At 64.5% G+C, this 18920-nt stretch carries 20 protein-coding genes; 10 read left to right on the top strand and 10 right to left on the bottom strand.

The genetic code is table 11. The features are described 5' to 3' along the window. Window positions 1-807 (bottom strand): shikimate dehydrogenase, encoded by an 807-nt coding sequence (gene aroE, locus AWY79_RS01035; RefSeq protein ID WP_066799243.1) that lies wholly within the window; start codon window positions 805-807, stop codon window positions 1-3. A 3-nt stretch (window positions 808-810) separates the two neighbouring features. Beyond that, window positions 811-1734 (bottom strand): ACP S-malonyltransferase, encoded by a 924-nt coding sequence (locus tag AWY79_RS01030; protein ID WP_066799241.1) that lies wholly within the window; start codon window positions 1732-1734, stop codon window positions 811-813. Between the two features lie 256 nt (window positions 1735-1990). Between AWY79_RS01030 and AWY79_RS01025 the strand changes: the two genes are divergently transcribed. The 3 genes from AWY79_RS01025 (at window position 1991) to AWY79_RS01015 (ending at window position 3926) form a co-directional block, all read left to right on the top strand. Continuing rightward, on the top strand, window positions 1991-2818 hold the full coding sequence (locus AWY79_RS01025; RefSeq protein WP_066799239.1) for a class I SAM-dependent methyltransferase: 828 nt from the start codon (window positions 1991-1993) through the stop codon (window positions 2816-2818). Window positions 2819-3185: 367 nt separating this feature from the next. Then, a complete protein-coding gene (locus AWY79_RS01020) occupies window positions 3186-3611 on the top strand; it encodes an HIT family protein (protein ID WP_078063867.1) in 426 nt (141 codons plus the stop codon). Between the two features lie 30 nt (window positions 3612-3641). Beyond that, on the top strand, window positions 3642-3926 hold the full coding sequence (locus AWY79_RS01015; protein WP_066799235.1) for an integration host factor subunit alpha: 285 nt from the start codon (window positions 3642-3644) through the stop codon (window positions 3924-3926). Between the two features lie 63 nt (window positions 3927-3989). Here AWY79_RS01015 and AWY79_RS01010 read toward each other — a convergent pair whose 3' ends face one another. From AWY79_RS01010 to AWY79_RS01000, 3 genes are all read right to left on the bottom strand, one after another. After that, the gene (locus AWY79_RS01010) at window positions 3990-4670 is read right to left on the bottom strand and encodes an SPOR domain-containing protein (protein ID WP_066799233.1); all 681 of its coding nucleotides are present in this window, start codon (window positions 4668-4670) and stop codon (window positions 3990-3992) included. Window positions 4671-4963: 293 nt separating this feature from the next. Next, complete coding sequence (locus AWY79_RS01005; protein WP_078063550.1) at window positions 4964-5494, bottom strand: cyclic nucleotide-binding domain-containing protein; 531 nt, start codon at window positions 5492-5494, stop codon at window positions 4964-4966. After that, a complete protein-coding gene (locus AWY79_RS01000; RefSeq protein ID WP_269465350.1) occupies window positions 5491-6681 on the bottom strand; it encodes a potassium channel family protein in 1191 nt (396 codons plus the stop codon). The genes AWY79_RS01005 and AWY79_RS01000 overlap by 4 nt, the downstream gene beginning before the upstream one ends. Before the next feature lie 89 nt (window positions 6682-6770). Here AWY79_RS01000 and AWY79_RS00995 point away from each other — a divergent pair, with 89 nt between their 5' ends. Next, entirely contained in the window at window positions 6771-8129 is a 1359-nt protein-coding gene (locus tag AWY79_RS00995; protein WP_066799231.1) for a protein kinase domain-containing protein, read from the top strand. 152 nt (window positions 8130-8281) lie between these two features. Here the strand turns inward: AWY79_RS00995 and AWY79_RS19200 are convergent, their stop codons facing one another. Then, window positions 8282-8551 (bottom strand): RHS repeat domain-containing protein, encoded by a 270-nt coding sequence (locus AWY79_RS19200; protein WP_066799230.1) that lies wholly within the window; start codon window positions 8549-8551, stop codon window positions 8282-8284. 846 nt (window positions 8552-9397) lie between these two features. On the opposite strand from AWY79_RS19200, the gene acs reads away from it, so the two are divergent. Continuing rightward, window positions 9398-11383, top strand: a complete 1986-nt coding sequence (gene acs, locus AWY79_RS00980) for an acetate--CoA ligase (protein WP_066799221.1) — start codon at window positions 9398-9400, stop codon at window positions 11381-11383. Between the two features lie 240 nt (window positions 11384-11623). Beyond that, complete coding sequence (locus tag AWY79_RS00975) at window positions 11624-13135, top strand: catalase (protein WP_066799219.1); 1512 nt, start codon at window positions 11624-11626, stop codon at window positions 13133-13135. Window positions 13136-13277: 142 nt separating this feature from the next. On the opposite strand, the gene AWY79_RS00970 is transcribed toward AWY79_RS00975, so the two are convergent. Then, the gene (locus tag AWY79_RS00970; protein ID WP_066799214.1) at window positions 13278-13601 is read right to left on the bottom strand and encodes a hypothetical protein; all 324 of its coding nucleotides are present in this window, start codon (window positions 13599-13601) and stop codon (window positions 13278-13280) included. Window positions 13602-13603: 2 nt separating this feature from the next. Then, complete coding sequence (locus tag AWY79_RS00965; protein ID WP_066799212.1) at window positions 13604-14233, bottom strand: helix-turn-helix domain-containing protein; 630 nt, start codon at window positions 14231-14233, stop codon at window positions 13604-13606. Window positions 14234-14398: 165 nt separating this feature from the next. On the opposite strand from AWY79_RS00965, the gene AWY79_RS00960 reads away from it, so the two are divergent. Next, window positions 14399-14848, top strand: coding sequence for a PaaI family thioesterase (locus tag AWY79_RS00960; protein ID WP_066799210.1), 450 nt, complete (start codon window positions 14399-14401; stop codon window positions 14846-14848). A 95-nt stretch (window positions 14849-14943) separates the two neighbouring features. Here AWY79_RS00960 and dapF read toward each other — a convergent pair whose 3' ends face one another. After that, window positions 14944-15795 carry a diaminopimelate epimerase gene (gene dapF, locus AWY79_RS00955; protein WP_066799209.1) on the bottom strand — a complete coding sequence of 284 codons (852 nt, stop codon included), beginning with the start codon at window positions 15793-15795 and terminating at the stop codon, window positions 14944-14946. Window positions 15796-15873: 78 nt separating this feature from the next. Next, a complete protein-coding gene (locus AWY79_RS00950) occupies window positions 15874-16245 on the bottom strand; it encodes a hypothetical protein (protein ID WP_133987432.1) in 372 nt (123 codons plus the stop codon). 130 nt (window positions 16246-16375) lie between these two features. Here AWY79_RS00950 and AWY79_RS00945 point away from each other — a divergent pair, with 130 nt between their 5' ends. The 3 genes from AWY79_RS00945 (at window position 16376) to AWY79_RS00935 (ending at window position 18915) form a co-directional block, all read left to right on the top strand. Then, window positions 16376-16627 carry a hypothetical protein gene (locus AWY79_RS00945; RefSeq protein ID WP_066806894.1) on the top strand — a complete coding sequence of 84 codons (252 nt, stop codon included), beginning with the start codon at window positions 16376-16378 and terminating at the stop codon, window positions 16625-16627. Window positions 16628-16705: 78 nt separating this feature from the next. Continuing rightward, window positions 16706-17458, top strand: a complete 753-nt coding sequence (locus AWY79_RS00940) for an MBL fold metallo-hydrolase (protein ID WP_066799206.1) — start codon at window positions 16706-16708, stop codon at window positions 17456-17458. A gap of 122 nt (window positions 17459-17580) precedes the next feature. Next, window positions 17581-18915: a tetratricopeptide repeat protein gene (locus AWY79_RS00935; RefSeq protein ID WP_066799204.1), complete on the top strand. Its 1335-nt coding sequence runs from the start codon at window positions 17581-17583 to the stop codon at window positions 18913-18915. Window positions 18916-18920: the final 5 nt, after the last annotated feature.

Here is an 18920-nt window from a genome sequence, read left to right as displayed (position 1 = left end):
TTATCCGGCGAGGGCGGCGAGCAGCAGGGTGCGCGCGCCGTCCTCGTCCATGTCCCGTCCGGTCCACAGCCGGAACTGGGCCAGCCCCTGATGCAGGAACATCTCCAGTCCGGAGATCGTCCTGCGCCCGGCGGCTTCGGCCTCGGCCAGGAACCGGGTCTTCAGGGGATTGTACACGATGTCGTAGGCCACGCCGTCCGGTCCCAGCCGGGCGGGGTCGAAGGGCGTCCTGTCGGCCAGGTCGCCGGACATGCCGAGCGGGGTGGTGTTGCAGACCAGCCCCCAGCCGTTGTCCATGCGCTCGTCCCAGTCCACGCAGGGCACGGCGAAGTCGGCGGCCAGGGACTCGCCCTTGGCCCGCGTCCGGTTGGACACGGCCACTTCGAGGCCCAGCTCCAGGAACCCGGCCACGGCGGCCCGCGCCGCGCCGCCCGCGCCGAGCACCAGGGCCGAGCGGGGCATGGGGTCCAGGGTCCGCAGGGGGGCGACCACGCCGACGACGTCGGTGTTTTCGCCGCAGAGCAGCCCGTTGTCCCAGTACAGGGTGTTCACCGCACCGATGGCCTGCGCCCGGTCCGAGATGCGGTCCAGGAACGGCATGACCGCCCGCTTGTGCGGGATGGTCACGGACAGCCCGTGGATGGGGGTCTCGCGCACGCGCGCCATGAACGCGGGCAGGTCGTCCGGCCTGAGCGGCCACGCCTCGTAGCGCGCGTCCAGGCCGAGTTCCGCGAATCCCCAGTTGTGCAGGGCCGGGCTCATGGTGTGACCGAGCGGCCAGCCGATGATGCCGAAGGCGCGGGTCATGGCCTACAGCTCCCCGGCCTGGGCCAGGCTGCCCACGGCGCGGGCGGTCCAATCCTCGTCCGGTGCCAGGTTCGGCTTGAGCATCTTGGTCAGCACGCCCTTGGGGCCGACCTCCACAAAGTCGTTGACGCCCAGGGCGCGCATGGCCTGCACGGTCTGGACCCAGAGCACGGACGAGGTCATCTGGCGCTGCATGACGGTCAGGATCGCGTCCGGGTCGGGTTCGGGCAGGGCCGTGGCGTTGTGGAAGACCGGGAAGGCGGGTTCCCGCCAGGCCAACCCCTCCAGGAAGGCGGCGAACTCGTCGGCGGCCTCCTTGATGAGCGGGGAGTGGAACGCGCCGGACACGGCCAGCCGGATGGCGCGGCCCCTGGCCTCCTTGACCAGCGGTTCGGCGGCGTCCAGGGCTTCCTTCTCGCCGGAAATGACGAACTGCGCCGGGGTGTTGTAGTTGGCGATGCGCAGCTCCGCGCCGGACAGCTTCACGGCCTCGGCCACGATCTCCTCGACCTTGTCCTGCGGGAGCTTGACCACGGCGGCCATGCCGTGGCCCGCGCCGCCGGACTCGGCCATCAACCGGCCGCGCAGGATGACGGCGCGCACGCAGTCCTCCACGTCGAGGACCCCGGCCGCGCCCAGGGAGGCGAACTCGCCCAGGGAATGGCCCGCGGTGGCCGCCGGGGCGAGCTTGTCGCGCACGGCCATCCACAGGGTCAGGTTGACCACGGTCAGGGCGGGCTGCAGGGCGCGGGTGTCGGCCATGTCGGACTCCTCGCCGTCCCAGTATATCTCGCGCAGGGGCAGGCCGGACTCGCGCTCGGCCAGCTTCCAGAGGTCCAGGGCGGCGGAATCCGCCTCGGCCACGTCGCGGCCCATGCCTTTCTCCTGGGACCCCTGTCCGGGGAAGAGAATGCCGGTCTTGGTCATGTGTATCTCCTTGAATGGTATCGGGCGGGTGCGTCATGATGCCGGTCATGACCGGCCCATCCGGGGGCGTCTTGTCTTGGCGGGTATGGGAATAGCGTGGAGGGAAAGCGCGCGTCAAGCCCGTGCGGGCAGCGGAGCGGCCCGGTTATTTGTGATGGACTCCTCGCGGATGCTGTACTATAGGGGTTGCGGCTTCGTGCGGCCCGCCGACGGCGGGGCGGACAACGCCGCAAAACATAATCGACGGAAGGGTTTCATGACCAGAGAGAGCTACGAGAACGTCATCGCCGAGCACTACAGGAAGGTGGCCGAAGAACAGGGCGATTCCCCGTGCAGCACCATGGCGGATCAGAGCATCCGGCGAATGGAGACCGAGGCCATCTGCGGTTTCGTGGCCGACATCCTGTCCAGGGCCGACCGCAAGCTGGTCATAGCCGACGTGGGTTGCGGCAACGGCTACACTCTGGAGGTCCTGAGCAAGGCGTTCCCCGGACAGATATTCCTGGGACTGGAAAAAACCCCCGAGCTGTTTGCCATCGCCCGGAAGCGGTTTGAGGGCGCAGACAATGTGCGCGTGGTCAGCGGCGACATCCGCAACGAAGCGGACGTGCCCGAGGGCGGCATCGACATTCTCCTCTGCCAGCGGGTGCTCATCAACCTTCTCGACGCCGGGGACCAGCAAAAGGCCCTGAACAACCTGGTCAACGGGCTGCGCAAGCCCGAAGGCGGGCAGGGCGGCCATGCCCTCTTCATCGAGTCGTTCAACTCCTCCCTGGCCAACCTGAACGAGGCGCGCTCCGAGTTCGACCTGGACCCCATTGCCCCGGCCCACCACAACCAGTATCTGGCGGACGATTATTTCGACCATCCGGGCCTTAGGCCCTATGCGTCCGAGACCTTCGATCTGCCCAGCAATCTGCTGTCCACCTACTATTTCACGGCGCGCGTCCTTCATGCCATGCTGACCAAGGGCAAGGACTTCAAGCGCAATTCCGAGTTCGTCAAATTCTTCAGCGCGGCCCTGGCCCCTGCGGTCGGCGACTACTCCCCGCTCAAGTTCTTCGCTTTTTCCCGGAAATCGTAGGCTGGCCCTCTTGCCGTGCGGATGCACGGCTCATGACCTGATTTTCCCTTGAAAAGCGGCATCCGCCCGCAAAAACCGGACTTTTCTTTCGTCAGACCATCAACCAGCTGTATTTATTGAATAAATAAATCGAACATGGATTCCGGCCACTTAGCGCCGACCAACTGTCCGATTTTTCAGACAATATCTAGACTTCTCCGCAACCCTTGTGGCGCGGGGCTTTTCAGGTATTTGCGCCAACAGACTTGATTTGACTGGATTTTCCTTGTATGAATACAGCTAACGGTCAAAAAATGACAACCGGTGGCCGTGGATTCCATGCGGTTGAAACGTTTGGAGTTCGGGAATGACGGAGGAAAAAACGCGCATGACGATAACGGATTCCGATTGCATTTTCTGCAAGATCGTGGCCGGGGACATACCCTGCGCCAAGGTCTTCGAATCGGAAACGGTCCTGGCGTTTCTGGACATCGCGCCCGTGAACGCGGGCCACGCCCTGGTGCTGCCCAAGGACCACCACCCGACCCTCATGGACCTGCCGACCGGGTTGGGAGCCGACCTGCTGGCGGCCCTCAAGGCGGTGGGCGGAGCGGTCATGGAGGCGACCGGAGCCGACGGGCTGAACCTCATGCAGAACAATCATGAGGCCGCCGGACAGCTGGTCCACCACGCGCATTTCCACCTTGTGCCCAGATTTGCGGACGACGGGTTGCGGCTGTGGCCCCAGGCCCCCTACGACGACCCTGAACAAATGCGAAAACTCGCGGCCACCATCGCGGGATTGCTGAAGTAAGTCTTTGAAAAACCTTTTTGGAGGCAATCGATGAGCACCCTCACCAAAGCCGGAATCGTGGATTACATCTACGAACGCACCGACAAGAACCGCGCCGAGATCAAGGACCTGGTCGAGGTCATCCTCGAGATCATGAAGACGGCCGTGAAGAAAGATCACGCCCTCCTGATTTCCGGTTTCGGCAAGTTCGAAGCGTACGACAAGCGGGCGCGCAAGGGGCGCAATCCCCAGACCACCCAGACCATCACCCTGCCGCCGCGCAAGGTGGTCGTCTTCAGGTTGTCCCGCAAGTTCCGCGCTGAACTGAATCCCTAGGCCGGGGACGAAAAAAAGGGCCGAGCGACAACACCCGGCCCCGAAGTTCGACAACGATACGGTCTACGGCTTCTTCAGCACGAATCCCTTGGGGTAGTCCGTCCTGAGCTTGTCGAGCGCCACCCCGGCCGAAATCTCGTCCGGGAACGCGCCCGCCTGCACGCGGAACAACCCTTCGTCCGTCCTGATCATTACAGAGCCTTTGTACCCGTCCGCAAGGAGGCGTGCCAAGGCTCTGTTCGCGTTTTCGAGATCCGAGAACGCCCCCACCTGCACGTAGTACCCGCCGGAGACCGGCGCGACCTCGGTCCCTTCGATGGGCCGGGACATGACCTGCTCGTCCTCAGGGCTCAAGGACGGGCTGGCGGCCTCCTCGGCCCGGACGCCGGTTTCGGAGGGGTGGACGCCTGCGGCGGCGTCGGCCTCGCGGCGCAGCTGGTCGGCGTCCGGCAGCGGCTCTTCGGCCAGCTCGGTCTCGCCCACGGCAGCCCGGCTGGTCCCGGCCTCCTTGGCCGCATCCACCTCGTAGACCTCCTCGATGGGGGCGTCGAGCGGTTCGCCCATGGGCTTTTCCGGCCCGCCCACCACGTAGGTCTCCTCGATGATGCCCGGTTCGGGCTTGGGCTCGGCCTTGACCACCGGCCGTTGTGTGGCCGGGGCGGATTCGATGTGCTTGCGGGCGCAGCCGCCCGTGATGAGCGCGGCAATGGCCAGCACCGCCAGGGTCAGCACGATTCTTTTCATGGGATGATCCCCCTTCGATCCTTGTGACGTAAACGTCTAGAGTATGTCTAAAGTATACGCCAAAGCCGTTGATGGCAAGCCGAAGGGCGGGGGAAGGTTGCGGGTTCCGGCCTCGTGCTCCGCAACCCCGTCAAGTTGATTTTTTATGCTTCTCGACCGCTTTTAGGCGACATTCCCGCCCCAAGGCCGGGTTTTCCGAAAACAGGGTGTAGGGTGGCGGCGAAGTCCGGGGATCGTCCCCGGACGCCATCCCGGTTCCGGGGCGGGGGATCGGCTCCCGCCCCTTATCCGGCTCAGGGCGTGGTCTTGTTCCGGCTGAGGGCCAGGGCCAGGGCCGTGGTCAGCTTGACTATCTCGCCGTTGTTGCGGCGGATGGTGGAGGCCATGCGCCGGGCCAGCCGCTTGAACAGCCGCACGCCGATGGCCGGCTCCTTGTCCAGCAGGTCGAAGAACCGGAGCCGGTCGGTCACCAGGAACCGGGACGGGGCCACGGCCTGGACCGTGGCCGAGCGGGTCTCGCGGTCCATGAGCGCGATCTCGCCGAATACCGGATGGTCGATCTCCTCCAGGGTGGCCAGCACCTTGCGCGGGTTGTCCATCTCCAGGAGCGGGACCTCCATGCCCTTGATGAGCATGGACTTGCTGACCCGGACCCGGCCCTCCACCAGGATGAACATCTCGTCCCCTTCCTCTCCCTCGGTGATCAGGTTCTCGCCCGGCTCCAGGGTGCGCAGGTCGAAGATCGGCCGGACCTTGTCCATGGCCGGGGCCGGGAGGTCCTTAAACAGGGGGATGGAACCCCAGTCGATTCGGTCCGTGGTCATCGCTTCTCTCCCTGCCTCAGGTACAGCACCGCGTCGAACCCCGACAGCGGTTCGGAATCGGGCGGGTTGGCCAGCACGCGCGGTCCCGCGTTGCCGAGCCGCGTCTCCTGGCCCGAAGACTGGAACAGCTCCAGGATGAACTGGTCAAGGGCGGACCCCTGGTCCAGGACGTCCTCCAGGGAGAGCTGGCGGTCCGCCTGGGCCAGTCCCAGGGGCAGCAGCCCGTCGGCCCGGAAGCGGGGGAACAGGTCGCCCCAGGTGAGCCGCTTCTCCTCCTCGGTCAGGGGGCGGATGTCCATGTTGTTGCCGCCGCGCATGCCGAGCATCTCCTGGAGCAGGCTCCAGATGGACGGGTTGACGCCCATCAGCCCCAGGACCACGGAGGTCAGCTGGCCGTGGACCAGGATCTCGTTCACCCCGGCGCGCAGCAGGTGCTTGCGGTTCTCGGGCAGGGCGACCTCGCCGTAGATGGGCACCTTGGGGGCCATCTCGCGCAGGGTCAGGGCGCAGTACAGGGTGTCCTGGTCCGCGTCCTTGGCTTCGCGGCCCCGGTGCTGGGAGAGCAGGTAGATGACCCGCGCCCGGTCGGGCTGGGCCTTGAGCAGCACCGACTCCTGGGTGACATTGCCCCAGACGAAGTGCATCCGTTCCTCCAGCCCCAGCTGCAGGGCCAGGGTCTCGCGCTGGTCCGAGGTCAGGTCGTTGACCAACACCAGGTCGGACTGGCCGCCTTCGCGGGCGCGGAGCACGCCCTTGTCGCGGAGATAGTTCACGAGTTCCGTGCCGAAGTCGTTCCAGCCGATGACGATGACGTGGTTGGTCAGGTTCACCTTGAGCAGCCCCTTGCGCTTTTTGGCCTTGTGTTCCACCAGCATGGAGGCCAGGTTACCCGTCAATGTGGAGACCAGGCCGATGCCGCAGACCATGACCACCAGGCCCATGATCTTGCCGCCCGTGGTGTTCGGGACCACGTCGCCGTAGCCCACGGTGGTCAGGGTGACCACCGCCCACCAGAGCGCGCCGAAGGCGTCGTGCACCGTGCCCTTGGGATAGTGCTCGAAGAAAAAGAAGCCGCCCGTGGCCACCAGCATCAGCAGGAGGATGAGCAGGGTCAGCTTGCCGAACGGGTTCCCGGTCAGTCCCTGGACCGCGCCGCGCAGGGCGGCCAGGGTGCGTGGCGTTTCCACAGGTTTCATAGCACCTTCTATGACCAACAATGGTCCCGGAGTCAAACCGCGCGATGGACTCGGGCGCACCCTTGGGCTACCGTGTTCCCATGCATATCGGACGGTACGAGATACGCGGCCTGCTGGGCCGGGGCGGCATGGGCGCGGTCTACAAGGCGGCCATGCCCGTGACCGGGCGCATCGTGGCCCTCAAGGCGCTGCGCCCGACCGAGATCCTGGAGGACCTGGTGGGCGCGGACCGGCTCGCGGAGATGTTCTTCCAGGAGGCCGCGACCATGGCCGCCATCAATCACCCCAACGTGGCCGCCGTGCTCGACGTGGACCGGGGCGGCGGGACCGTACCCCCGCACTTCACCATGGAATATTTCTGCGGCAACCTCGGTTCGCTCATGGGCGAGACCTACGAGGTGGAGCGCGAGTCCCGGCGGCTCGGCGTGGAAGCCTCCCTGGCCATGGCCCGGGGCATGCTCCGGGGGCTGGACCGGCTGCACTACGAGGGCGTCATCCACCGCGACGTCAAGCCGTTCAACGTCATGCTCGCCGCCGACCAGGGCGGCCTCGGCACGGTCAAGCTCATCGATTTCGGCCTGTCCAAGCTGCGCGGCGAGCGGACCACAGCCCACAAGGGCATGGTCGTGGGCTCGCCCTACTACGCCGCGCCCGAACAGGAGGCGGACCCCGAAAGCGCGGACGAGCGCTCGGACCTCTATTCCGTGGGCGTGACCCTCCACCGGATGCTTACCGGACAGCTGCCGGACCTCAAGGACGCGCAACCCTTGGGCGTCCTGCACGCGGACCTGGACCGGAGCTGGGACGACTTCTTCGCCACGGCCCTGGCCCGCGATCCCTCGGACCGGTTCCGGGACGGCCGGGCCATGCTCGACGCGCTGGACGAACTCGAAGCCCGTTGGCGCGAGCGCATGGACGCGGTGTGCGCTCCCCCGGACCTGCTGGCCGAGCCCGCGCCGACCGCCCCCGGAAAGCGCCTGCGTTCGGCCCCGCTCAAGGTCGGGCTCAAGGAGGCCCGCGCCGTCTTCGGCCTGGACGACCTGTGGCGGCCAAAGGCTTACGCTTCGGGCACGTTCCTGGACAACGGCGACGGCACGGTCACGGACCGGGCCACCGGCCTGATCTGGGAGAAGTTCGGCTCGCGCTATCCCCTGACCTGGGAGCGCGCCGAGGCCCACGCCCGCCGTCTGGACAAAAACCGCTACGCGGGCCGCACCGGGTGGCGGCTGCCCACCGTGGACGAACTGGCCACGCTGTTCACCGGCCGCACCGAGCCGGGCGAGTTCTGTCTCCAGCCCGCGTTCGACCCGCTCAAGAGCCGCCTCTGGTCCGCCGACGCCAAGGCGTTCACCGCCGCCTGGTACGCCGACGCCGAGCTCGGCTTCGTCTCCTGGCAGGACCGCACCTGTCGTTTCTTCGCCCGCGCTGTCACCGGGTAGGGGAGGGAAGAGTGCCGCCGGGTTCACCGCGTTCACCGGGTCGTCCAGACAATACCCATACCAGTCCGGGTCGCCGCCCCGGTCCCCGATGGGGTCTGGAGCGGTCCATCTGCCGGTCTTGACGTCGTAGTGATTCGGGCCGTCCATGGCCCTCACCCCTTCGGGGCGTTGCGGAAAGACCACAACGTCCAAATCCGCTGTCCTGCGGATTTGTCACGCCAGCCGAAGCGGACGAAGCCCAAGTTCCGGTCGTGCAGGCCGCCCGCAAAGCCGAGGGGGATGCGGAAGACCGGGTTGGTGTCCTCGATAATCCCGCCGAACGGGTCGTACAGAACCTCTTTTATCACGTTGTCGTGCATGTCCACAATCAGGCGCAGGGAGCCGAACTGGTTGTGGGAGAGCCGTCGCTGGCGCTCCTCCATGTTTTTTGGAGCCCTCCCGGCGGGGTTCTTTCTTTTTCCAAAGCAAAAAAGAAAGAACCAAAGAAAAATGCTTTGGGGGGCGGCCCCGCCCGAGTTTGGCCGCCAAGAATCCGATCCGCTCGGGGCGGCTCCATCTGATGAAAAGTATCGTCCGTGCCTCCACGAGAGCGCCCCTTATATGGAATACCTCCGGGTCACGGAAGCGGAGCCGCCGCCCCTTCGCGGTCGGCTTCTAGGCGTCCAGAACAGGGCTCGCTGCGTGCCGCTTTACGGTACGGCGAAGGAAGAGAAGAGAGCCTTCGGACGGCTTGGCGGGGTATGAAAGCCATTGTTTGAGGCTACGCCTCAAAGGCATTCCAGAAGAGGAGCTTCGAGCGGGGCTTGGGTGTGGAAGAGCCGCTGTTGGGGCTGCGCCCCAAGGCGCTCCAAAAGACGGCGGGCAACGGTATTCTTTTCTTTTAAATGGAGTGCCTTCGAGTGCCGACGGCACTCGAGCAGCGGCTCTCCTCCCGCGCTCGCACAAGGCTTTCGAGAGTGGGTCAGATGTGCATTTTTCGAGGGGCTGTTTGACCGCAGCGTAGCCTAGCTACGTGAGGATCAAACAGGCCCTCGGAAAATGTGCAGATGGCCCGCTATCGGAAGCCGCCTCCCTTACGAAGACCACCCCCTAACCGTTCACCGGGCGGTTTGTGACCGTTCACCTAAAAATGGGAGCGATTGTCATTTCCTTTCATTACATGGTATGTAGTCCAGGGCCCATGGCGGCAATGGGCGCAAGATTTCAGAGGGTTGCGGCCCGTAAGCGGCGGGCGTTGTGGTGATAACGAACAGCTCAGGAGCATCTCGATGACCGAAGAAGAAAAGAAAATCGAAAGCCTGCAAAAGGACGGACAGATATTTCAGCCCGACGCGGCCATGCAGGATCAGGCATGGATCAAGAGTATGGACGAGTACAACGCGGCCAACAAGCGTGCCCTGGATGACCCGGACGGGTATTGGGGCGAGCGGGCCAAGGATCTGATCAGCTGGTTTTCCGAATTCGATTCGGTACTGGAGGCGGACTACGACAAGCCGGAGTTCAAGTGGTTTTCCGGCGGCCGGACCAACGTCTCCTACAACTGCCTGGACCGCCATCTGACCGACGGCCGCCGCAACAAGGCCGCGCTCATCTGGCAGGGCGAGCCCGAGGAGGACGTGCGCGTCTACACCTATCAGATGCTGCACACCGAGGTCTGCCGGTTTGCCAACGTGCTCAAGAAGAAGGGCGTCAAACGCGGCGACCGCGTCTCCCTGTACATGCCCATGATCCCGGAACTGGCCATCGCCATGCTGGCCTGCACCCGGCTGGGCGCGCCGCACTCCATCGTCTTTGCCGGATTTTCCTCCATCGCCCTGCAATCGCGCATCGAGGACGCCGAGGCCAAGGTCCTGGTCACGGCGGACGCGGTCCTGCGCGCGGGCAAGACCATCCCGCTCAAGCCCAACGCGGACGAGGCCCTGAAGGACTGCCCCTCGGTGGAGCAGTGCATCGTGGTCAAGCGCGGCGGCAACGAGGTGAACATGGTCGAGGGCCGCGACTCCTGGTGGCACGACGAGATCACCGCCGAGGACATCTCCTCGGAATGCCCCTATGAGGAGATGGAGGCCGAGGACCCGTTGTTCATCCTCTACACCTCCGGTTCCACGGGCAAGCCCAAGGGCGTGCTGCACACCACCGGCGGCTACCTGACCTACACCGCGCACACCACCCAGTACGTGTTCGACGTCAAGGACGACGACGTCTACTGGTGCACGGCCGACGTCGGCTGGATCACCGGCCACTCCTACATCGTCTACGGCCCGCTGGCACTCGGCGCCACCTCGGTCATGTTCGAGGGCGTGCCGAGCTATCCCAAGCCGGACCGGTTCTGGCAGATCGTTGACAAGTTCAAGATCAACATCTTCTACACCGCGCCCACGGTCATCCGCGCGCTGATGCGCGAGGGCGAGCAGTGGACCCAGCACTACGACCTTTCCTCCCTGCGGCTGCTCGGGTCGGTGGGCGAGCCCATCAACCCCGAGGCGTGGCTCTGGTACCACAAGAACATCGGCGGCGGGAAACTGCCCATCGTGGACACCTGGTGGCAGACCGAGACCGGCGGCATCATGATCTCCGCCATGCCCTACGCCACCCCGCTCAAGCCCGGCTCCGCGACCCTGGCCCTGCCCGGCATCTCGGCCAAGATCGTGCGCCGCGACGGCACCCAGGCCGACGCCAACGAGGGCGGCCATCTGATCATCGACAAGCCGTGGCCCGGCATGCTGCGCAACGTCTGGGGCGACACCGACCGCTACAAGTCCACCTACTTCGCCGGGTTCCCCGGAGCCTACGAGGCGGGCGACGGCGCGCGCGTGGACGAGGACGGTTACTTCTGGATCATGGGGCGGCTCGACGACGTCATCAACGTCTCCGGCCACCGCATGGGCACCGCCGAGATCGAATCCGCCCTGGTGGCGCACCCGGACGTGGCCGAGGCCGCGGTGGTCGGCATGCCTCACGACATCAAGGGAGAGACCATCTATGCCTACGTCACCCTGCGCTCCGGCCTGGAGCCGACCGACGACATGGTCAAGGAGCTGAAGGTCTGGGTGCGCAAGGAGATCGGCCCCATCGCCACTCCCGAGTTCATCCAGTTCGCTGACGGGCTGCCCAAGACCCGGTCCGGCAAGATCATGCGCCGCGTGCTGCGCAAGATCGTCGAAGGCTCCAGCGAGTTCGGCGACACCTCGACCCTGGCCGATCCGGGCGTGGTCACCGATCTGGTGGAAGGCAACAAGGAACTTGTCGGCTAACTCCCGGTCCGCGAAACACTACAAAGCCCCTGCCTTTTGCAGGGGCTTTTTTTTGTGCTATGTAGAGTGGCAAAAGCACATTTCCCGTAATCCTGGCGAATTGGCGCGGAATCGGATGTTTCCCGGAGGGTTCTTAAGAAAATGATATCGATAATTGTTACTATCTGCTATGGTCCCAGTCACCTGAGAAAAACAAGGGGCAAGCCGCCCCACAACACGTCGTAAGATGAGGAGCCGACCATGACGAAAGACAAGAAATTGACGAGCGCCTTTGGCAGCCCCGTAGGCAACGACCTGAACACCCTGACCGCCGGCGGACGCGGCCCGACCCTGATGCAGGACGTCCACCTGCTTGAGAAGCTGGCCCATTTCGACCGCGAGCGCATCCCTGAGCGCGTGGTCCATGCCAAGGGCGCGGGCGCATACGGGTATTTCGAGGTCACCGCCGACGTGACCAAGTACACCAAGGCCGCTTTTCTCTCCAAGGTGGGCAAGAAGACCGACGTCTTCGCCCGCTTCTCCACGGTGGGCGGGGAGAAGGGGAGCGCCGACGCCGAACGCGACCCGCGCGGTTTCGCCCTCAAGTTCTATACCGAGGAAGGAAACTACGACATGACCGGCAACAACACCCCGGTCTTCTTCATCCGCGATCCCCTCAAATTCCCCGACTTCATCCACACCCAGAAACGCGACCCGGCCACCAACCTCAAGAGCCCGACCATGGCCTGGGATTTCTGGTCCCTGACCCCTGAATCCATGCACCAGGTGACCATCCTGTTTTCGGATCGCGGCACCCCGGCCACCTATCGGAACATGAACGGCTATTCCAGCCACACCTACAAGTGGTACAACGACAAGGGCGAATACTACTGGGTCCAGTACCATTTCAAGACCGACCAGGGGATCAAAAACCTGACCGGCCCCGAGGCCGCGGAGATGTGCGGCAAGGACCCGGATCACGCCACCCGCGACCTGTACGACGCCATCGAGGCCGGGGACTACCCGTCCTGGACCCTGGAGATGCAGATTCTCTCGCCCGAACAGGCCAAGGACTTCGGCTGGGACATCTTCGACATCACCAAGGTCTGGCCGCACAAGGAGGTTCCGCCCATCACCGTGGGCAAGCTCGTGCTCGACCGCAACCCGGAGAACTACTTCGCCGAGGTGGAGCAGGCCGCCTTCAACCCGAGCAATCTCGTGCCCGGCATCGGCGTTTCGCCGGACAAGATGCTCCAGGGACGCCTCTTCTCCTATCACGACACCCATCTGCACCGGCTGGGACCCAACTACCACCTCATCCCGGTCAACCAGCCCAAGCTCGCGCCGGAAAACAACTACCAGCGCGACGGCAACATGCGCGTGGACAACAATGGCGGGGGCGGCCCCAACTACTGGCCCAATTCCTTCCACGGCCCGGTCCCGGACGGCGTCTCCAACGAGCCGGAAATCCCGCTCGACGGCGTGGGCGCGCGCCATGAGTACACCCACCCCAACGACGACTTCGTCCAGCCGGGGACCCTGTACTCCGTGGTCATGACCGACCAGGACCGCACCAACCTCGTGAACAACATCCTCGGCTCCATGAAAAGCGTGCCGCAACCCATCCAGCTGCGCCAATGCGCCCTGTTCTACCTGACCCACAAGGAGTACGGCACCCGCGTGGCCGAGGGCCTCGGACTGGACATGGATGAGGTCGAGCGGCTCGCCGCCATGACCCAGGAAGAACGGGTGGCCGCCACGCCCGTCAAGTAGGGATACCTCCGGTGGCCAGAGGGGGAACTCTTGAAAAAGTTCCCCCTCTGGACTCCTCTTCAAAACTTTTCGGCGCTCGCTTCGCTCGGGGGTTTGCGGACCCGGCGGGGCGGGCGTTTTCGAAGGAGGGGGGAGGAAAGGGTTATTCGTCCCTCCCTTCCCGCATGGCCCGGATCCTTTCGGCGACATATCGGCTGAGGTGGCAGGCCCCGGCCTTTTCGAGCCTGGCGGACAGCTGCACCTGCACCTTCTCCGCCTCCTTCAGCGTCGTCCGCCCGGTCTGCGGAGGTTCCTCCCGGGACCGCAGGATGAGACGTTTGATGTCCGCGAAGAGCTGCTTCTCCAGGGAGTCGCCGGACTCCACGGTGACGGTGGGCCTGTTCGCAGCAGCCTTGGCCCCGCCTTCCTTCCTCTCCTTTTCCCATTGGCGCATCTTGGCCTCGGCCAGGAGGTCGAACCCATGCACGGCTACTCCTCCCCGGCCAGCGCCCAGGCGACCAGGCTTTCGATGCCCGCTATCCGGCAGCGCAGCGCCGCTGCGAACGCCCTGCGGATGTCGGCCTCCTCCTTGAATTCCGTGAGGATGGCCACGGTTCCCCGGACGGACTCCTCCAGGATGCGGCGGACCATGAAGCGGAATGTCCGGGTCTGCTCCAGCTGCGGGAACTGCTCGCGCGCCTGGGCCAGGGTCCTGGTCTCCATGTCCTGGAGGTATGCCGGGACGAAGTCGCCGTATTCCGTTCCCCGGCTCCAGCCGAGGAGGATGACGGCCTTCAACCGGTTTCGGGCCAGGAAGCCGAGCAACTCCCCGGACGCGCCCGCGGCCGTGTCCTGAGTTGGCTCCATGCCCCCGGGCCGGGCAAAGGCGGCGATCCGACCCCGGGTCAGGCGGGACAGTTCGTCCACGAACCCGGGCGTGACGATCGATCGGAACAACGCCTGCTTGTTGGGGAAATACTTGTATACCGTGCCTGCGGCCACGCCCGCCTCCCGGGCGATCATGTCTATGGTCGCGCTCTCGAACCCCTGTTCGGCGAACCTCGATTCCGCCGCGTCCGCAATGCGTTTCCGGATGCTATCCTTGAGTACCTGCGCCATGGGTCCCGCTCCTTGTCGGTTAATAATGAATGAGGCGTTCGTTATTGTTAAAATGAACAGTATGTTCATTTTTGAACCGTGTCAACAGCCTGGATTCCTGAAGGCCGGAGGGCTTTGCGCCGGGGGCGGGGTAGTGTAATCAGGGGCGAAACCCCGGAGGATCCGATGAGCGAGATGACCAACCCCTTTCCGGACGGCACCTGTTTCTTCTGCGGCCCGAACAACCCGTCCGGGCTGAAGCTGACCTTCCACCGCGACGGGGAGGGCGGGGTGTATGCGGACTACACGCCGGAGTCCATCTACTGCGGCCAGGGCGATATCTTCCACGGCGGCCTGCAGATGGGGCTGCTGGACGAGGCCATGTGGTGGGCCGGGTACGAGGCCACGGGGATCATGGAGGCGGTCACGGCCAGCGCGAGTTTCCGGTTCCTGCGGCCGGTATACATCGGCTCCCCCATACGGGCGGCCTGCGCCCTGGTCTCGCGCGAGGGGAACGCCCTCCGGCTCAGGGGAAGCATCCGCAACGCCGAGGGCAAGGTCTGCACCTCGGTGCGGGGCGAGTACCGGATCATCCCCCGCGAGCGGTACGAGACCGTCCTGGCGGCCCGGCCCTGACCGGGACCGGGACCCCCGGATTAAATGGGGCCGGGAAAGCAAAAAGGGAACGCCCCGCGAGGAACGTTCCCTTTCGTTTTGTTCAGGGAGCCCGGTTAGAGGCTGAGGCCCATGGGAGCGAGGTAGAGTTCGCCCCGGAAGGTCAGTTCGGCCGCGCCCTGGAGGAAGACGTTGCCGTCTTCGAGGAACACGGTGAGGACTTCGTTGCCGGTGGTGGTCAGGTCGGCGCGGGACCCGGTCAGGCCGAGCTGGTTGGCCAGGAGCTGGGTGGCGGAGGCCCCGGTGCCGCAGGCGTAGGTCTCGGCCTCCACGCCGCGCTCGTAGGTGCGCAGCAGCATGGTGGCGTCGTCCACCACCTGGGCGAAGTTGACGTTGGTCCCGGCGGGCGCGAAGTGCGCGTGGTAGCGGATCTTGGGGCCGAGGTCCATGATGTCCACGGCGGCCACGTCGTCCACGAACACGACCGCGTGAGGCACGCCGGTGTCGGCGAAGTGCACGGTCAGGGGCGTGCCGTCCACGTCCAGGACGATGCCGGTCTCGGTCCCCTTGGGCGGGGTCAGCTGGACCTTGACGCGGCCCTGGTCCGGGCCGTCGAGCAGGACCTTGGCCTTGATGGGGCCGGCGTCGGTGCCGAAGACGTGCTCGGCGGGGGCCAGGCCGATGGCGTGGGCCAGCTTGCCCGCGCAGCGCGAGGCGTTGCCGCACATCTCGGCGCGGGAGCCGTCCGAGTTGTAGAAGTGCCAGCGGTAGGCCAGCGCCGGGTCGTCGCTGTTTTCGAGAAAGAACAGGCCGTCGGCGCAGACCCCGAAGGCGCGGGCGCAGACCGCCTTGGCCCAGTCGGCCATGGCGGATTGCGGGACCCCGAGCTCCCGGTTGTCGATGACCACGAAATCGTTGCCGCACCCCTGCATCTTGTAGAAGGGCACGGAGCGGGTGAATATGTCCATGTGGGTATCTCCGTATGTTCCCCGACGGGTAGCCGGAGGCGGGGGGTATGGTCCAATTCTTTTTGCGTATGGATGGCGTCAGCTGGTCAGCCAGGCCACGGCCGTCTCTTCGTCCTCGAAGATGCGGTAGTTGACCGAGCGGTTGCAGAGCACGGTCTCCAGCGTGTGCGCCAGCTGTATTTCGTCGGGATTGGGCAGGCAGGCCACCCGGGCGCCCATGGCGGCGGCCTCCACGGATACCTGGGACTCGCCCACGCTGTAGATGTCCAGGGCGTCGACGTTCTTTGTCAGCCGGTATTCCTTGAGCAGCGCCCTGGTCAATCCGTATTCCCGGCCCATGCTCACCAGCAGTCCGGCCAGGTCGGCGAGTTCCTCGCTGGATTCAATGGAGCCGGAGACCGTCACTATGAGGTAGGAGTCCATGGCTTGTATGCAGGCGGTGTATGACATTATGTCTCTTTTGGCTACCAATAGAGATTGTTTATGGATGTGATTGAGAGGTCTGTCAAGCGGTGTATTCTTGCAATTCGCGGGCGGGGGCGGTATCGGTTCGGCCAACCGGATCAAGGAGAAATTGCTCATGTCCAAACCGTGCGTCGGCTGCGGGTGGTGCTGCCTTCAGGACCCCTGTATGGAATCCCACAGGAGATACGGCTACATGCGCCGCTGCCCCGACCTGTTCTGGGACGGGGAGGCGGGCCGGTACATGTGCGGGCTGATGCTGGACCCGGAGACCGCGGAGCAGGTCAAGCGGTCCCAGCACGCCGGGCAGGGGTGTTACGCCCCGCTCAACTCCTGGCGGGAGGATGTTCGGAATCGCGATGACGATTAATTGAAATCCCCCTTGCCCTAATCGGATATTTGGTAAATACTGCGGCCCTATGCGAAGTCTGAGACGCAGGAGAAGCACATGCGCGTGACCTTTGCCGGGGTGGGCGAGGCCTTTGACGAACTGCTCCCCAACACCTCACTGCTCGTGGAGTCCGGAGACTCCTCCATCCTCCTGGATTGCGGGTTCACCGCTACCTGCCGGTTCTGGAGCCTGGCCACCCGTCCGCTGGATCTCGACGCGGTGTTCGTCTCCCATTTCCACGCCGACCACTACTTCGGCCTTCCGGCCCTGGTCGTCCGCTCCATCGAGGAGGGGCGCACCAAGCGGCTGACCATCCTCGGCCCCAACGGCATCGAGTCGCGGTTCAACCGGCTCATGGAGCTGGCCTATTCCAACGCCATGACCAAGGCCAAGTTCGAGATCTTCTTCATCGAGTGCGTGCCGGGCGAGGACTTCAAGCACAGCGGCTTCCGGTTCCGCTTCGCGCTCAACGACCATTCCATGCCCTGCCTGGCCATCCGCCTGGATGCCGGGGGCAAGTCGCTGTACTACTCCGGCGACGGCAAGCCCACGGACGCCACCGTGGACCTGGCCGAGGACTGCGACCTGGTGGTCCACGAGGCGTTCACCCTGGACGAGATCACCCTGGGCCACGGCGACGTGGGCACCTCCCTGGAAATGGCCCGCAAGTCCGGGGCCAAGGCGTGCGCCCTGGTGCACATGAAACGGACCATCCGCCACACCATGATGGACATGATCAAGATGGCCATCCAGACCGTGCCGGAAGTCAACGCCTTCGTGCCCGAACCGGGCGACGTCTACGAGTTCTGACCCCTCCCCCGAGGGGTGTATTTATCATTTCCTTTCATATTGGCCCGTGCCATTCTCTGCTCGCGCGTGTGGCGGTGTACCCATGCGCGAAACAGCCACTACCAGCCACTCCAGGGGAGAAAATGTCCGGGAAATACGACGCCATCGTCTATGAATATTTCGAGAAGGCGCAGGGAACCATCGTGCTCATCAGCGAAGACCCGCTGTTCAAGAAGATGCTTTCCTCGACCATCTTCAAGATCATCGGGACCAAGCGCGACTGCCTGTTCGCGGTGGAGACCCTGCAGGCGGGGTTGAAAAAGATCCAGGACCTGACGAAACGGTCCATGGAATGCATCGTGTTCATCGAGCGCATGGTCGGCGGGGTCACCAGCACCGACACCCTTCTGACCCTCAAGCGGCTGCTGCCCGATCTCAAGATCATCGTTCTGGTGGGCGAGACCAAGCGCGAGAACATCGCCTTCTTCTACGAGATCGGCGTCAGCAACGTCATCTCCAAGCCCGCCTCCATGAACAACATCATCGAGAAGATGGCCTTCACCGTGAAGCCCCAGGGCAAGCTCAGCGAGCTCATGTCCATCGGCAAGCGCTGCCTGGCCGCGGGCAAATACATGGAGGCCATGCAGGTCGCCAAGAAGGTTCTCCAGCTCAAGCCCGAAAGCCCGGCCGGACTCATGCTCCAGGGCGACATCCACATAGCCCAGAACGAGCTGGAAAAGGCGCTAAACTGCTACCACCAGGCGCACGAAAGCTCCAAGATATACCTGGAGCCCATCAAGAAGCTGGTGGACGCCTACCGGGGCGTGGACGAGAACGAGATGCTCAAGTACATGAAGAAGCTCGACCGTCTCAGTCCGCTCAATGCCTACCGCAAGACGGAGATAGGCAAGATCCACGTCAAGCGGGACGAGATGGAGCTGGCCGAGTCCTATTTCGACCAGGCCATCGAAACCGTGACCAAGGAGGCCATGGGCATGATCAGCTCCGTGGCCGAGTCCATTTCCGAAGCCGTGGACGCCAATCCGGGCATGGCCGAGAAGTATCTGGTCAAGGTCCTGGAGGCCAAGGGCAAGACCCTGGGCAAGGATGACATCGCTCTCTTCAACAAGCTCGGCATCGCCCTGCGCGGACAGGGCAAGTGGAAGGAAGCCATCGAGAACTACGCCAACGCCCTGCGCATCTCCCCGGAGGACGAGGGGCTGTTCTACAACATGGGCATGGCGTACTACGACGGCGGGGACAAGCGCATGGCCGTCAAGTGCTTCGACGACGCCCTGCGCATCAATCCCGACTTCTACAAGGTCAGCGAGGCGGTCTCCATGAACCTCGGCACCCTCTACGCCGAGGTCCGCGACTACGAGCGCGCCCTGCCGTGCTTCGAGAGCGCCCTCAAGCTGAATCCGAAAAACGGCCAGGCCCGGCGCAAGGTCGCGGCCCTCAAGGAAGCCGTGGGTTGATCCCG

It is taken from the genome of Pseudodesulfovibrio indicus, from assembly GCF_001563225.1.
In the GTDB taxonomy this organism is placed as follows: Bacteria; Desulfobacterota; Desulfovibrionia; order Desulfovibrionales; family Desulfovibrionaceae; genus Pseudodesulfovibrio; species Pseudodesulfovibrio indicus.
The sequence above is the reverse complement of the archived record's forward strand: the minus strand, read 5'-3'. Positions and strand labels throughout refer to the sequence as shown.